The organism is Limosilactobacillus gastricus PS3, from assembly GCF_000247775.1.
Lineage (GTDB): Bacteria > Bacillota > Bacilli > Lactobacillales > Lactobacillaceae > Limosilactobacillus > Limosilactobacillus gastricus_A.
Genome location: NZ_AICN01000062.1, coordinates 45,136 through 61,516 on the forward strand (window position 1 = coordinate 45,136; position 16,381 = coordinate 61,516).

14 protein-coding genes are annotated in these 16,381 nt (G+C 43.3%); 2 read left to right on the forward strand and 12 right to left on the reverse strand.

Translation table 11 applies throughout. From position 1 onward, the window contains the following. Positions 1–9: 9 nt before the first annotated feature. On the reverse strand, positions 10–546 hold the full coding sequence (locus PS3_RS06995; protein ID WP_007122494.1) for a dCTP deaminase/dUTPase family protein: 537 nt from the start codon (positions 544–546) through the stop codon (positions 10–12). Positions 547–688: 142 nt separating this feature from the next. On the opposite strand from PS3_RS06995, the gene PS3_RS07000 reads away from it, so the two are divergent. Further along, positions 689–979 carry a GNAT family N-acetyltransferase gene (locus tag PS3_RS07000; protein ID WP_040468530.1) on the forward strand — a complete coding sequence of 97 codons (291 nt, stop codon included), beginning with the start codon at positions 689–691 and terminating at the stop codon, positions 977–979. Between the two features lie 16 nt (positions 980–995). Then, complete coding sequence (gene rpiA, locus PS3_RS07005) at positions 996–1,685, forward strand: ribose-5-phosphate isomerase RpiA (protein ID WP_007122495.1); 690 nt, start codon at positions 996–998, stop codon at positions 1,683–1,685. A 62-nt stretch (positions 1,686–1,747) separates the two neighbouring features. Here rpiA and PS3_RS07010 read toward each other — a convergent pair whose 3' ends face one another. From PS3_RS07010 to lacZ, 11 genes are all read right to left on the reverse strand, one after another. Then, positions 1,748–3,508, reverse strand: coding sequence for an ABC transporter ATP-binding protein (locus tag PS3_RS07010; RefSeq protein ID WP_007122496.1), 1,761 nt, complete (start codon positions 3,506–3,508; stop codon positions 1,748–1,750). A gap of 21 nt (positions 3,509–3,529) precedes the next feature. Continuing rightward, positions 3,530–5,284 carry an ABC transporter ATP-binding protein gene (locus PS3_RS07015; protein WP_040468532.1) on the reverse strand — a complete coding sequence of 585 codons (1,755 nt, stop codon included), beginning with the start codon at positions 5,282–5,284 and terminating at the stop codon, positions 3,530–3,532. Between the two features lie 20 nt (positions 5,285–5,304). After that, a complete protein-coding gene (locus PS3_RS07020) occupies positions 5,305–5,736 on the reverse strand; it encodes a MarR family winged helix-turn-helix transcriptional regulator (protein WP_040468533.1) in 432 nt (143 codons plus the stop codon). Positions 5,737–5,851: 115 nt separating this feature from the next. Further along, on the reverse strand, positions 5,852–6,403 hold the full coding sequence (locus PS3_RS07025; protein ID WP_040468535.1) for a hypothetical protein: 552 nt from the start codon (positions 6,401–6,403) through the stop codon (positions 5,852–5,854). Beyond that, positions 6,404–7,738 (reverse strand): C1 family peptidase, encoded by a 1,335-nt coding sequence (locus PS3_RS07030; RefSeq protein WP_007122498.1) that lies wholly within the window; start codon positions 7,736–7,738, stop codon positions 6,404–6,406. Position 7,739: 1 nt separating this feature from the next. Beyond that, positions 7,740–8,615 (reverse strand): alpha/beta hydrolase, encoded by an 876-nt coding sequence (locus PS3_RS07035; protein WP_007122499.1) that lies wholly within the window; start codon positions 8,613–8,615, stop codon positions 7,740–7,742. Then, entirely contained in the window at positions 8,605–9,294 is a 690-nt protein-coding gene (locus PS3_RS07040; protein WP_007122500.1) for a 2,3-bisphosphoglycerate-dependent phosphoglycerate mutase, read from the reverse strand. Before PS3_RS07040 ends, PS3_RS07035 begins: the two co-directional genes overlap by 11 nt. 51 nt (positions 9,295–9,345) lie before the next feature. Then, positions 9,346–10,296, reverse strand: a complete 951-nt coding sequence (locus PS3_RS07045; RefSeq protein ID WP_007122501.1) for an AEC family transporter — start codon at positions 10,294–10,296, stop codon at positions 9,346–9,348. A gap of 107 nt (positions 10,297–10,403) precedes the next feature. After that, positions 10,404–11,360 carry a beta-galactosidase small subunit gene (locus tag PS3_RS07050; protein WP_007122502.1) on the reverse strand — a complete coding sequence of 319 codons (957 nt, stop codon included), beginning with the start codon at positions 11,358–11,360 and terminating at the stop codon, positions 10,404–10,406. Then, a complete protein-coding gene (locus PS3_RS07055) occupies positions 11,347–13,224 on the reverse strand; it encodes a glycoside hydrolase family 2 TIM barrel-domain containing protein (protein ID WP_007122503.1) in 1,878 nt (625 codons plus the stop codon). The genes PS3_RS07050 and PS3_RS07055 overlap by 14 nt, the downstream gene beginning before the upstream one ends. A gap of 108 nt (positions 13,225–13,332) precedes the next feature. Beyond that, positions 13,333–16,362: a beta-galactosidase, LacZ type gene (gene lacZ / locus PS3_RS07060; protein WP_007122504.1), complete on the reverse strand. Its 3,030-nt coding sequence runs from the start codon at positions 16,360–16,362 to the stop codon at positions 13,333–13,335. Between the last annotated feature and the right edge of the window lie 19 nt (positions 16,363–16,381).

Sequence of the window (16,381 nt, forward strand, 5' to 3'; positions counted from 1 at the left end):
CCCCTCCTCTTATTTTTTTGTTGATCCAAATCCACCTTGCCGTTTTTGGGATGGTTGTAGCTCTTCATCAGCTGTTAAGTATGGCATGAAAATTCCTTGCGCAATCCGTTCACCCTTTTTAATATGATAATCAGTTAAACCATAATTTAAGAGTTGCACAAAGATTTCCCCTTCATTTTGAGGGTTATTGTAATAATCGGCATCAATAATGCCCACACTATTTGGTAAAACTAGTCGCCGCTTCAGGGGGCCACTGGAACGGTTAAACAACATCAAGACTTCATCGGCCTGCATGTAAGCCTTGATCCCCGTTGGCACTAAATATGGTTTTAAAGACTGATCCGCCTGGGTGATGTCGTCATTTGTTAGCTCCTTTTGTTGATGGATCTTCCATAAAGTCTTTAAGAAATTCCCCTTCCAAATTGATGGTAGTACAAAATCTTCTGCTGCTTCGAGATCATAACCAGCCGCTTGTTGAGTCTGGCGTTGGGGAAGATTAATTTTTTGATCAGCCTTAAAGCTAACCACTTGAAATCCACGCTTCATCTTACTCCTCCGATAATTAAAATAGTCGCTTACTATTGTAACATGAACTCAGTAATTTTAACGGATTCAAGGATTGACTTTTCCCCTGTCAATCAGTCACAATGGATGAAGACAAATCTCAAATTAAAGTAGGTAAATTGAAATGCAATGGCAAGAAGCAGCTAACCAAATCACCTTACGCGATGAGGATGGCACCTTGATCGGTGAAATCACCTTTCCCACTGTTAACGAAAGTCAACACCGCGTTGTTGTGGAACGTACTTTTGTCAACCCCGCTTATCGCGGACAAGGGATTGCGGCTCAACTAGTCGAGCGCTTTGTAGCATACGCGGATCAGCATCATTATCAAGTTAAATTAATGTGTCCCTATGCTCAAGACCAGTTTGACCGGCACCCTGAATATCAACATTTACTAGTTTCACCTACTAATTAACCAAATGGGAGTTAAAATGACACAAGATGAATTAAAAAAGATGGTTGGTTTAGCCGCCTTACCATTCATTAAGCCCGGCATGAAGATCGGTTTAGGAACAGGCTCGACGGTCAAGCACTTAGTTGATGGCCTTGGCAAACGGATGCGTGAGGAAGGCTTGCAAGTCACTTGCGTCACCACCTCCAGCATCACAACGAGGCAAGCCAATGAACTCGGTATCCCTTTGGTTGGGCTTGACGATGTTGATCACTTAGATCTCACCATTGATGGGGCTGATCAAGTTGACGAAAATTTCAACGGCATTAAAGGTGGCGGAGGCTCCATGCTTTGGGAAAAGATCGTTAACACCGCTTCCGATCAAAATATTTGGATTGTGGATGAATCAAAACTAACCGAACGGATTGGCAGTTTCGGGGTACCAGTTGAAATCGTGCCCTATGGTGCTAGCCATGTTTTCCGGCGCTTAGAACAAAAAGGCTTAAAGCCAACCTGGCGTCTAGCAAAGGATAGTGACCAGCTTTACCGGACGGATGAAAATAATGTAATCATCGATGTCCATCCCGGACCAATTGATGACGTTAACGCCCTGGATCAAGAATTGATTAACATGGTCGGCGTCGTTGAACATGGCTTATTCATCCACCGGATTAATGATATTATTATCGGACGTGAGCAAGGTCCTGAGACCATTCACGTTAAAGACTAAACACAAAACTGGGAAGAAATTTAGGCTACAATGCCATAAATTTCTTCCCAGTTTTTGTAATCTTATCCGGCTTCGAATTGACTATTATAAAGATCAGCATAGAAGCCCTCTTGAGCTAATAATTCTTCATGCGTCCCACTTTCAATCACGTTCCCATGATTCATTACCAGAATCAAGTCAGCATCGCGAATCGTTGATAAACGATGGGCGATTACAAAACTTGTTTTATCAGTCATCAACTTATCCATCGCCTTTTGGACTTTTAATTCCGTTCGGGTATCAACACTACTGGTGGCCTCATCTAAAATCAATAATGGCGCATCTTTAAGCATCGCCCGCGCAATGGTAATTAATTGCTTTTGTCCAGCTGATAACATTTCATCATCCAGCAAGACCGTGTCGTAGCCTTGTGGCAATTGTTCAACTAGATCCGTTAAGCCCACTGCTTCCATAACCGTATCAAGTTGCTGATCACTAATGTGTTCCCGATTATAAACCAGGTTATCGCGCAAAGTCCCTTCAAAGAGCCAAGTATCTTGCAGAACCATCGCGAATTGATCATGGACCAAGGCGCGTTTCAAGTCTGCCGTATTGTGACCATCAATTCGAATTTGCCCCTGATTGGTTTCGTAAAACCGCATCAACAAATTCACAATCGTGGTTTTTCCAGCCCCCGTCGGACCAACAATCGCCACTTTTTGCCCAGGTTGAACAGCTTCATTAAAGTCCTTGATAATGACCTGATCAGGATCATAACCAAAGCTAACGTGATCAAAGTCAACTTGGCCCTCGACTGGCTCAATCGATGCCACCTTACCACTTTCATCAGCTAATTCTGGTTGTTGCATGAACTCAAGTACCCGTTGACTAGCAGCTGCCATGGATTGCACACTGCTTACGGCCTGCGAAAGGTTCTGTAGCGGTTGAGTAAACAAGCGAATATACAACATGAAGGCCACAATTGTCCCAAAGGAAATGCTGCCTTGAACGGCTAAAACCGCCCCCACGATACAAACAACCACATAAGCCAGGTTACCAACAAAAATCATCATCGGCATCATCATCCCGGACAAGAACTGACTCTTCCAGGCAGCCTGGTATAAACGCTGATTTTTATTGGCAAAGCGTCCTTTTTCGTACTGCTCGCCATTATAAGCTTTAACCACAAGGTGACCTGAAAAAGTCTCGTCCACTTGATCGTTAACTTCACCTAGTAGATCTTGTTGTTGCTTAAAATACTTTTGCGAACGTGCGATCACAAACATCATAATCGTAAAGCCTAGTAAAGCTGTCACAATTCCAGCAATCGCCATAAGCCAATTCGTCGCAAACATCATGATGGCCGAACCAAAAAACATGGTTAAGGACGAAATCACCGTTGATAAACTTTGGTTCATCGATTGGCCAACGGTGTCCACATCATTAGTCACCCGACTTAAAATATCACCAGTTGAATTCTGATCAAAATATCTTAAGGGGAGCCGATTAATCTTCCGCGAAATATCAATCCGCATATCCTGCGAGACCCGTTGGGCAATTGTCGCCATCATGTAACCTTGCACGTAATTAAAAACGAAGCCTAAGGCATACATAATGGCTAAAATCATGCCCAAGTGGCCAATGGTGCTTAGCTTAATGGTGCCATGAAGACCGGCTGAAATATAATTCGTAATTTGGCTAATTAAGCGTGGCCCAATCAGATTGAGAATAGAGCCGACAATTGACAAGAGAGCGGCAACAATCAACATCACCGTATAAGGCTTAAAATACCGCGCAATTCCCGCTAATGAAAATTTTTCAGTAGACTTTTCCCTAACAGACATATTATTCATGCTCCCACCCCCCTATTTCTTTAACTCATCTGGTGATAATTGCGACTCAGCAATTTCAAGATACTCAGGACTATTGGCTAATAATTCCTCATGCGTCCCTTGGCCAACGATTTGACCATGGTCAAGGACCAAAATTTGGTCGGCGTCCCGGATAGTCCCGATCCGTTGAGCCACGATAATCTTGGTTTCTTGAGTAAATTCTTGGTTTAGGTCGTGACGTAATTGAGCATCCGTCCGATAATCAAGGGCCGAGAAGGTATCATCAAAAATCATAATTTCGGCATTACCTGCCAAAGAGCGCGCAATCGACAGCCGTTGCCGCTGCCCACCAGAAACATTTGTCCCGCCTTGCGAAATTGGTTCATTAATACCTTCTGCTTTTTGTTGCACAAACTCTGTCGCTTGGGCCGCCGCAAGCGACATATCAATTTGAGTCGACGAAATTTCACCGGTACCGCGATCACCATAGCTAACATTGGAAGCAATTGTCCCCTTGAAGAGGGTCGCTTTTTGCGGAGCCAAGGACACCCGTTGCCGTAATTCAGCTAATTGATAGTCGCGAACATCTTGCCCGTCCACTAACACCTGCCCGTCCGTAACATCATATAAACGATTAATTAAATTCACCAAGGTCGTTTTCCCAGATCCAGTGGCCCCAATAATTGCCAAGGTTGATCCTGGTTTTACGGAGAAGCTAACATCGGATAAGGAACTTTCTTGGGCTCCGGGATAAGTAAAGGAAACATGTTTGAACTCTACTTGTCCCTGCCGTTTTGGCGTACCTCCTTGACCATCTTGAATGGAAATCGGCGTCGTCAAGACCTGAATGATCCGCTTAGCTGATACTTGAGCCCGAGGAAGCAGAATAAAGATCATGTTCAATAACATAAAGGCCATGATTACCTGCATAGCATAATTGGAGAAGACCACCATATCCGAAAAGAGGGGTAGCTTACTTGATAAACTCGCCGCTTCGATAAGATAAGCGCCAATCCAATAGATCGCCAAAGTTAATCCCGAGTTAATCAGGGTCATCGTTGGCGACATCAGCGCCATCACTCGGTTAGCTACTAAATTATTATTTGTCAGTTCGTCATTAGCTTGATCAAACTTCTCTTCTTCATATCGTTCGGCATTATATGCCCGTACTACCCGGATCCCCGTAAGTTGTTCCCGCGTTACCCGATTTAAATTATCGGTCAACGATTGAACCCGCCGATACCGCGGAACCGCCACAAGTAAGACCAGGGCTAGCATTACCACTAATACCAATACCGCAATCCCAGTTGATGCCGTCCATTGCCAACTTTTATCAATAATCAAGGTTAAGGCCCAAATAGCCATGATGGGTGCTTTAACAATTGCTTGTAAGCCCATCGCTACTAGGTTTTGAATTTGGACAATATCGTTGGTAGACCGATTAATTAAACTAGCGGTGGAAAAATGACCAATTTCAGCATTGGAAAAATCTAAAATCTGATTATAGGTTAATGATCGTAAAGTTCTCGATAACCCCGCCGCTACTTTAGCAACAAAGTATCCCGTGATCGTGGCCGCGGCCATACTACCAAGGGCACAAAGTAACATATATCCCCCCTGTAGTAAAATATCACTCATTTTACTACCAGACGTTTCGACCAAAGTCGTGATGGCCGACATATAACTTGGCAATTTCAAATCTAGCCAAACTTGTAAAACGATAAAGACAATGGAAATCCCTACATATCCCCATTCTCGCTTCGACAGGTATTTTAAAATTCTAATCATACTCTCACCCTCTTTATCCTTTATACTTCATGATGATCAGCTAGCGATTGGGCTATCTTTTCTAACAAAGTAGCAAAAATAGCTTGTTCTTCATCCGTTAAAGCCACAACTAATTCCCGATCCGCTCGTTGCATATCTTCTTTAGCTTTATCAATTAATTCCATCCCTGCGGTCGTTAATTGGATCAATTTTACTCGTCGATCCTCCGGAGAATTAAGGGTTGAAATTAATCCTTTGGCGCCTAAACGTTGAACTATTCCGGCCACGGTTGGTTGGGAAACCCGTAATAATTTTTCTAATTCCTTCGATTCCAAACTGGAACGCTGATTCTGGTCTAACTGAATTAAACAATTTAATTGTGTTGCCGTTAAATTATCATGCTTTAAATTGTAATTCATTCGTTGAATCATCTGGTCGTTAATGTATTTAATATTAGATCCGATACTGTTCATTTCATCGCCTCCCATAATACATAGCATGCTATGTATTATTCAAAAGTCAATAGCACGCTATGTATTTCTTACAAATAAATCCAGAATCACTCAAGTACGCGATTCTGGATTCATTTTATTCATTATGAATTCGAGCTAGTAACTGCCGTCGGCGATTAATCCCTTTATACAATAGAGTAATCGTATAAGTAATACTGGATCCCGCTGAAAGGGTCCAGATAAACCATTCGGTCGGATGGGTAAAGCGAAATACCATTACTAATTCTCGCAAGGCTTCAACAAAAAAAGCCTGCATAAAGTTCGACCAGCTGAGTTCCGCATTCAAAATGGAATCACCGATAAAACCAATGATGACAATTAGACACCACCCAATCAGATAGTTACGACCTTTCTTTAAGGAGATCTCGGGTAGACCACGTCGATTTAATTGCCCACTATATTTAATTTGAGCACTAGTAGTTTGGTAGCTACCAATTAAAGCACTCACAATCAGCACGACAATAAAAGCTAACCAGTGTTGGCTAATTTCATGCCAAGCAAAGGCAATCATCACTAGGGAGAGCACCGGCAAGGTAAAATATTCAAAACGTGTGACTTTTTCGTATTCATTCGACTTGCGCGCGAACCGTAAAACAATTAAAAAGCCAACTAAATATAATACTATCATTTAAGCTAATGTTCCCATTGGATCCCATGGCTTTAAGACTTCTGGAGCTTGGGCTTGGGCCGCAGCCTGTTGGTCAGATAAGAACCGCTTGTTAACCACGACTTGGTAACAATACTTATCCATCCAGGCGTCACTCATGACAAAGTAGCCCTTTTCCCCCACTTTAGTCCCCCATGAATTTTCAACCTTCCATTTCGTTGGTTGGTCATCAACGAGATCGACTCCCGTTAGGACCATCGCATGGTTCATCATACTTTGACCATAATCTAAGGCATCTTCCTTTGACATCGTTAATTGAGTATCAAAGAGGTCTTCGTAACCATAGGTGCCCAAGGCCATAATCCCGAGTTTCCGTTCGGATTCCTTAGAGACATCGGACCCAAACCAAACACTCTCTCCCGCCTTCAACTGGTCAACGGCTAATTGCTTAAATTCATTCATTGGTAAATTTAAATGTTTAACTGGTCGACTACCAACGACATTTCCTAACATTTCAATCGTGTATGTTCGGTAATATTCCTTATCTTTAGTTGGGGCATGGATAACAGAAATGTAGTCATCCAGGTTCCAGCCAACATACTTACTAAAGAAACTTTGGGGGCTCAAGTTAGCTTCCCGGTGATATTGCTTATCTTTATCGCGATATTCAAAATCAAAGTTGGCTACTGGTTCGCCAAAGGCATAGGCTAACATCCGGTAGACATCTTGCATCATTGTTTTCCGGGTAGCCGTTAAATCTGCCTCACTTGCCCCTTGAGCGACCAAATCACGTAAGATCACCGCATCGTGACGTAACTTTTGGTTTAAAACTCCGTTAATTTCGTTTGAACGACTCGAATTATAGGATTCGGGCATCGCTGATTGTGGCACGACCCCATACTTTTCAATCAGGGCTACCAACATATCCCATTGTCCGCCATCTTGTTGAGGCGTGGTCATCAACCAAGCAACGCGCCGATCATCCGTTGGCAGGTCCGCCGTTTTTAAAACATTTTCATAAAAGTAATTTGCTTTTTCAAATTTGTCCCAGAAAAATTGGTACGACTGGGATAATTCAAAGTCATCTGGCAAGTTAAATTTTGCTTGCATGTCATGGCGCATCGTATTAAGAGCCGCAAACATCCAACACCGTCCAGATTGTTTTTGGTCGGCCACTTCCCCAGTCGATAGATCAATGGAAAAATGTTGGTCATTATCAGCAATGGAATGCCAATCAAAACTAGCTGCTTGGACCCCATTTTTAGTAACCGTCCGTTCTAATACCTTACTTTCTGGCCGGGCTTGATAAGCATGATGAAATGATGCTAAATCTTCTTTTGAAATTACCAAAGTCATATTAATGCTTCCCTTCTTGTTCGTATCGATTTAAAAATTCTAAAACTGTTTCGTAGACCGCCGCGCTCCAAAAATCGCGCTCATGATCAGCCCCTTTGACTCGATAAGCTTCAACCAACGCTCCCTGATCAACCAGAGCTTGATACATGGTTTCCATCTCTTTATATGGGACCGTCTTGTCTTGATCGCCGTGGAAGAGCAAAAACGGTGGATAAATGACGCCAGCCTTAATTTGATGAACCGGACTCATCGCGATCTTTAATTCATCCCATTTCGATTGATCGGGGCCAAACAAGGCATACTGTAAGACATCGTTTCCTGGTACCATGGCAGTATATTGGAAGGTATCTTGGACATCAGTAGGCGCAAAACAAGATACCACCGCTGATACGGCATCAGATTGATCTGGATAATCTTGAGTTTGATAGCGTTGATCATTCCCAGTTAAGCCCACTAGCAGAGCAGTATTAGCGCCGGATGAGGTTCCCCAAATGGCGACTCGGTTAGGATCAATCATGTATTCATCAGCATGGGCGCGTAAATACCGAATCGCCGTTTTAACATCTTCTAAAAAGGCCGGAAAAGGATGCCCATCTAAGGAGTTACGATGTTGAACTGTCGCTACAATATAGCCTTGCTTGGCAAAATCAACCAATTGAGGGATTTGCTCTCCTAAGGTTGGCAGGCGCCACGAACTCCCTTGAACAAAAACGATTAAGGGGCGTGGCGTCGTTCTAGTCGTTGGGTAACGTTGCACCCAGGGGGCTAATATTGATAAATATTGGGGCTCGCCATCCGCGCAGGCATAAGCAACCCGCTCAATTAAGCGCAACTGTCCTGCCCAGGTTGGATTATTAGTCAATTCTTTAATTGGCATACTCTTCACCGTCCATAATTTCTTTTGCTTGGATAACCAAGTGATCGTTGAGTTCATATATAATGGGTCGCCCATTAGGTACTTCAACCTGATCAATCTGATCATCTGGGATGCCCTCTAAGTATTTAATTAAGGCTCGCAAGGAACTACCATGGGCCACGATTAATTGATCTCGTTGATCTAACAAACGTGGCGCAATCTGATCCTCCCAATAGGGAAGTAACCGCTCCAAAGTCATTTGCAGACTTTCACTAAGGGGTTCCTGAACACCTAGCCGATCGTAGCGCCGATCATGGTGTGGCTGATCAAGTCGGGGTGGCAAAGCCCGATAGCCCCGGCGCCAAGCCTTAAATTGAGCTGTACCAACTTTCGCTTTAACCGCTAATTTATTTTGACCACTCAAGGCCCCATAATGCCGTTCGTTCAATCGCCAGGTCTTATGAATTGGTAGATCCAACAGATCCAATTGTTCCAGAATTAGATTAGCGGTAATGATCGCCCGTTGCATATATGAAGTATGGACATCTGTAAAACTAAACTGACGTTGTGCAAATTTTTGCCCAACTTGAATCCCCTGCTGATAACCTAAGGGGGTTAAAGGAACATCCGTCCAGCCGGTAAAGATATTATCCAAATTCGCTTGGCTTTGCCCATGGCGAACTAGTACCAATCGAACCATACTTACCCCTCCCACATCCTTTATTTTCTAATGGTACCCTAAAAAAGTGGCTTAAACAATCGATTTGATGATCACCATCAAGACGGGAATAACGATAACTGAAATGACTGTTGTTTCTGCAACCATGATGGATGCATAGGTATCATCAGCGTTATACATTTTTGAAACTACCGGAGCATTTGTCATTACTGGCATGGCCGATTGTAAGATAAAGACTTGCTTCATTAAAACCGGCATGGAACTAGGCAAGACCAAGAGGGTCATGATGATGGGGGCAAATAAGAACCGCCCAAATAAAATCCCCCAGGCATCCCGGTTAAAGCGAACCCGCTTCAAGCCCGCATTAGAAATAGCAATTCCAATAAAAATCATCGACATCGGGATGGTTAAATTCCCTAAATACCCACAAGTTTGCAGGATAAATTTTGGTAAGTGAATTTTTAAAAGAACTAAAGCAACCCCGATAATAAAACCTAAAAGTGGGGCTGAAAAAACCTTCTTTAGGGCTTGTTTAACATCTATTTTGACGTCTTTCATCCCATCTCGTTGAATCAGCCAAACCCCCAAAGTCCAAAAGAAGGTCGTATTGGCCATGTAATAAACCAGTACATATGGAATCGATGCATCCCCGAATAGCGCTAGATTAATAGGTAAACCAATAAAGACGGTATTGGAGTTAAAAAACATCGACGAAAACAGCCCGATATGCGAACGTTTAATGGCGAGTGCGCGAGCCACCGCAAAGGATAAGGCAAACATAATCAACATTGAAATCACCGGATACCGTAAATCCGGTAGTAAAATTGATAATTTACCGGCCGTAAAATCTTTGGTAATCGTGGATATCATGTAAGCAGGTAACGAAATTTGCGTCACGATTCGCGAGATCGTTTTGGATGAAGTCGGACTAAACCAACCTCGTTCATTCATGACGAAACCTGCCACAACCATTATAATAATGACGCTAACCCCTGATAGGGCCGATAAGAAAACGGTAACCATACTTTTTCCTCTCCGGATTCCAAATAAATTTTCAACAAGTTTTATTTTACAACTAAAAACGCCAGATCAATAGATAATCTGACGTTTTTTCTAATCTTTTTTTAATTTTATAAAGTGATTTGAAAACTCACTTCATGATCTTGACTAGCATCCAAGTGATATTGGGGTTCAACATCCGCCCCCCAAGAGTCAATTCCTCCGACTCCTCGAACCGCTCCAGCAATCGTCATTACGGTTCGATGAATTGGTGGTAGTTCCTCTTGATGCGTCGCATTTTCTAATTCACTGCTGGTATAGGGCAAACAAGAGAATGCAAACGGCTTATCCAAAGCTGAAAATTTTAGTGAAAACGGTGATAAGTCAGGATCAGCATTATTCAGGGTCGTTGCCCGCGTAACCGTTACCCAATCAGTTGCCATATGCATACCACATTCTTGCGGCACTAAGTATGGAGTTACTGGCATGCCCGCAACTTCAAATTGCCCCTTGGTAGCACCAGCCATTCGATCAGGATAGGTTTCACCAGAAAGTCCTTGATAAGTATAACCAGTGGTCGGAGTTGGCATAATCAGCCGTAAGCCAAAAACTGGTAATTCCGGTAAATTAGCTTTTCCTTGATAGTGAGCCCGCACTGTAATCGTTCCATCTGCCACAACTAGATACGTAACGGTCACAGTAGTTTGTGGAACGGTTACGGTTTGATAAGTGTACTTAATTTCCACTTGTTCCGCCAAGGTTTGATTACTAAATTGATTCGTCACCAGCGCAATTGGTAATTGGTCATAATGATGGTCATCGACCGTTAAATCAATGTCGACACAAGGTACAACATAGTCAGCCGCTAACCACTGGGCTGATTTAATATTAAATTGATTTCCCCGGTCATTATCGGTAGTCGCCCGCCAAAAGGTCGGTTGGGGAACCCGATAAAGCCATTCCTTCCCGTCAACGACTAATGATTCCAAACCAGCCCGCTCATAACCGAAAATATAATGAAAGCGTGGACCTGCTAAACCAAGCATTCCATCATCATAAATAATTTGCATTTGATTAGTGTAGTCCATAGTAGTATTTAACCTCCTGAATTGCTGGCTTTGGTTGCCGATTAGCAAACATAATCCCATCGCCCGCAAATTCATAATCGGCATGACGATCATCAAAGTCCCCACCATAACGCATCGACTTTTGGCCGGTAACGGGGTCCGTTACTTCAATTGCTTGATCAATAAAGTCCCAAATAAAGCCACCGCAATATTGCGGATATTGATCAATTAAATCATTGTAAGATCCTAGACCACCAACGGAATTCCCCATCGAATGCATATATTCACATTCGATAAAGGGTTTGTCTGGGTTATTAGCCAGGTATTCGGCCACTTTTGTCGGTGGTAAGTACATCCATGATTCAAAATCTGAAATCCGGTCACGATATTCAGGGGTGTGACATACCCCTTCATAATGGACGAGTCGACTTGGATCATGTTCCTTGTAGAAGGCATTCATGTCCGCAATGTTGTCACCCGCATATGATTCATTTCCTAATGACCAGAAGAGGATCGCTGGGTGATTTTTCAAAAGCTCATAATTAGAGCGAGCCCGATCAATCACTACGTCATGCCATTGTGGCAGTGAGCCCGGCACGTTGTCTGATGGTTCGATGGCGCCCATTTTTTGCCAAGTGCCATGCGATTCTAAATTATTTTCGGCCATCATGTAGATTCCATGGCGGTCACATAAATCATACCAAGCTAATTGATCGGGATAGTGACAAGTTCGAACCGCATTAATGTTATTTTCATGGAAGGTCTGTAAGTCAGCCAACATGTCTTCATACATGATGGCGCGCCCGCGATGACAATTCCATTCATGACGGTTAACCCCGTTGATGACTAACCGGTGACCATTCAGCATTAAGACCGCTTGTTCATTAATCATGACTTGGCGGAAGCCCACCACTTGTGGGATGACTTCTTGTACTTCCCCATCTTTGATCACCGTTAAGGTCAATTGATACAAAACTGGTTGCTGATTATCCCAGGCTTGAACCGTGCCTAAGTCATGTAATGGTAATTGCCATTGGTCATTAGCCGTTAAACTCGTTTCCAAAATCGGCTCGCCATCAGGATCGGCTAAAGTAACTTGAACCTGATCAGCATCATTAGTCAATTGCAAGGCTAGTCCTAATTGTCCCTGCTGATTGGCAGGATCATATGGGGCATCTACCTTTAAATCCACTACATGACTAGCTGGCAAAGCAAGTAAACTCACATCCCGAAAGATCCCGGAAAATCTAAACATATCCTGATCTTCTAACCAAGAAGCCGTACTATGCTTAAAGACTTCCACCGCTAAAACATTATTCTTATTTTGAAGATACGGCGTCAGATCAAATTCCGATGGAGTAAAACTATCTTCGGCGTAGCCAATAAAATGACCATTTAGCCAAACATACATAGCCCGTTCCACCCCTTCAAACATGACGTGGACATCTAGCCCTTGCCAGTCAATCGGCAGATCAAACTTACGGACGTAAGCTCCAACCGTATTATCTATTCCCTCACTAAACGATCCAGCGGCTTCATAGTCATCGCCGAGCGAATAGGCCGGGCGCCGATATACTTTTCCTGACCATGGATTAAGCGTATTAATATAATTAATCTGCGCAAAATTTTGAAGTTCGATTTCACTTGGTACTTCAATCGTCGTGAAATCAGATCGATCGGCATCTACTTCCCAAAAATTAACCGGTCGAACCTGTGGGTTTTCCGCAAAGGCAAAATCCCAGGTGCCGTTCAGGCTTTGCACATAGCTACTTTGTCCCGCTTCTAATTCCTCCTGGTTTTTAAAAAACTGATGATCGCTATGGGCTGATAATTGATTTACCCGGAAAACGGTTGGGTCATCCAGCCACTGTAAACTTGCTTCCATTAGCTAATCTCCATTTCTTAAGGATACTCTTTAAGTATATCTGATAGCGGTTACATTTGCAAAAAGCGACCAGGTTGAAAGAACCTTCCCCTGATCGCTTTTGATTTTTTATTGCAATGGTTCAATGGTAAATGACAGGCGATATTTTTGATCAGCGGGCAACATAAATTCGGCATGAACTGTTGCCCCCCAGGAATCATCACCACCAACCCCCATTTGGACTGCTAAAAGCTTGACCCAAGTAATTTGACTGGGCGCTAATTCTTCTTGATGATCAGCTAATTCATATTCCAAGGTTTGGTGACTTTGCACATTAGCCTCAAAAACTTGTTGATCAGCCACGACCTTAAAGCCATGCTGTTGACCATCATGAACGGCTAATTCGCGAACTTGCATCCGATTACCACTTTCCTGTGGCCGTAAATATGGAATGTTATTATCCGCCACTTTAACCTGATAGCGACCTAATTGGACCCCAGCTTGCCGGTCCCAATAATTATCATCTGGTCCTAGTCCATAATAATCAAATTGATCTAATTGAGCTGGAACACCGAATTCCAATCCAAATTCTGGTAAGTACTCGCCAACCAGGTGCCCATCATATTCGGCCACAACATTTATCTTGCCAGTTTGGTCTACTTGATAACAAACACTCGCTTTCCCCATTTGGGATGGCAAAAGATATTGGTAGGTAATCTGGGCAACTTGCGCTTTTAATTCAGCCTTCACTTCCGTCATCTTCGCATAATGACCGAGATCCATCCATTTATGGAAATCATATCCATACCCAGCCCCACGATCATTGTCTGTCAGGGCCCGGAAAAAGGTCAGTCTTGGCAGCTTTTGAATCAATTCTTGACCGCCATACTTTAACGAAACCAACGTGCCTTGGGCTCTTGAGAACAAGGCCTGGAAATTCTTCCCTTTAACTCCATAGTTGAAGTCACCTTCAATTAACTGTGGCTGACCACTAGCCACAAACTTGGGCAAGGACTCTTGGATAACGGTTTGGCCTGACACTATTGGATAACCTTTAGCAGCCCACTGCTTCGAACTAGCTAAATAAGCCGTTACGGTATAGACAATCTCACCAGATAAGTCCTTGGGGTATTCAATGGCAAAATGGGCCGATGTCCGCGCTTTGACCAGCCAATTCATTGGTTCACTCTGCCAAACCTGATGACCATCTTGCATTACCGTTGCGACAAAATACAAATCATCAGTCATGGTAAAGAGCCGCCGATTAATAATTTTGACCCCGGCTTGATCCGGTTCAATTTGAATTGGTGAGTACAATTGTTTAACCGCGGATCCTTTGGGGGTGTCTTGTCGATTGGCCAAGACAAGCCCATCTCCACAGAATTCATAATCAGCTGGTCGGTCATCCCAATCACCACCATAGGTCAATCGTTCAACCCCATTGGCTTGTTGTTGATAAATTCCTTGATCAATAAAATCCCAAATAAATCCGCCTTGGTATTGCGAATACTTTTCTAGGGCCGTATATAGCTGTAAGCCACCCAGCGAATTACCCATCGCATGCATATATTCACAAGAAATGTATGGCTTCTGAGGATTATCTTTTAAATAAGTTTCAATTTCAGCTGGCTTGGCATACATCCGACTCTCAATATCCGTAATTTGATCATATTCGCGATTCCAGGTCACTCCCTCATAGTGAACCAACCGAGATGGGTCCTGCTCATGGAAGAATTTTGACATCGCCGCAATATCATCACCCGCGTATGATTCATTGCCACACGACCAAATGAGAATACTTGGGTGATTTTTGTCACGTTGATACATGTTATTAGCCCGATATAGACAAGTATCTAACCATTCCGGTTCACTGGCGGGAATGTTCCATGATGGTTCACATTCGCCTAATTTTTGCCAAGTCCCATGACTTTCGAGGTTCGCTTCATCAATAACATATATCCCATATTGATCACACAATTCATACCAACGGCTTTGATTTGGATAATGCGAGGTCCGAACGGCATTGATATTATGCTGCTTCAGATATTGAATATCCCACCGCATATCATCATCCGTCACGGCACGGCCTAAACGTGCATCAAATTCGTGCCGATTCACTCCCCGAAAGACTAAACGTTTCCCATTTAAATACATCACACGATCGATGAGTTCAAACCGGCGGAAACCAACTTCTACTGGTACGACTTCATACACAAAGCGATCTTTCCGGACCGCAAGTCGTAGCCGGTATAGTTGTGGTTGCTCATCACTCCACGCTTCGATCGCTAAATCTTCAAAATGAAAATTCAATTCTGCTTTGGCTGGTTGACTCTGAGAAGCTAAAACTTTATTTTGACGATCAAGCAATAGGGCTTCAACGGTTAAATTTGCATCGATTGGTCCCGTTAAGCTCACTTGGGCATCCAAGATTCCCCGTTGATAACTATCATCTAAAGTCGCATTCGTTTTAATGTCTTCTAAATGTACCTTGGGCTGGCCCTTCAGGACAACTGAACGGAACAGACCCGTTAACCGCCAAAAGTCTTGATCTTCAACCCAATTTGCAGTGGAGAAGCGATACAAGGCGACGGCTAATTTGTTTTCACCTTCCACTAAAGCGGACGTAATATCGAACTCTGCCGGAGTAAAGGAATCCTCATGATAGCCGATAAAATGACCATTTAACCATACATAAATGGCAGTGGAAGCTCCTTCAAAGACTAACCGGACCCGTTCGCTATCATGAATGAGATGGTCATTAACCCGAAAGTACCTAATATAAGAGGCGACAGCGTTATGGTGTTGTGGAATCATTGGCGGTCGTAAAAATTCGCCCCCATCCCAGGGATACTGCGTATTAACATATTGCGGTTTACCATAACCTTGCAACTCCAGATGGCCGGGTACAGTAATGGTAGTGAAATCCGTATCATCAAAGTCAGTTTGATAAAAATCTCGGGGCCGTAAGTCAGCATCCCGGACATAATTCACTTTCCATTGACCATCTAAGGATTGGACAAAAGTGGACTTTCCCTGACTCAACTCACTTAAAGAGGCGTAATAATGGTGATCCGAATGCGCAGGCACCGTATTCACCGCATCAACTTGCGGATCAGCGAGCCAATTAAGATCTGCCGTCGTGATATTTTGTTTAATCATCTTATTTCTCCTTCATTTT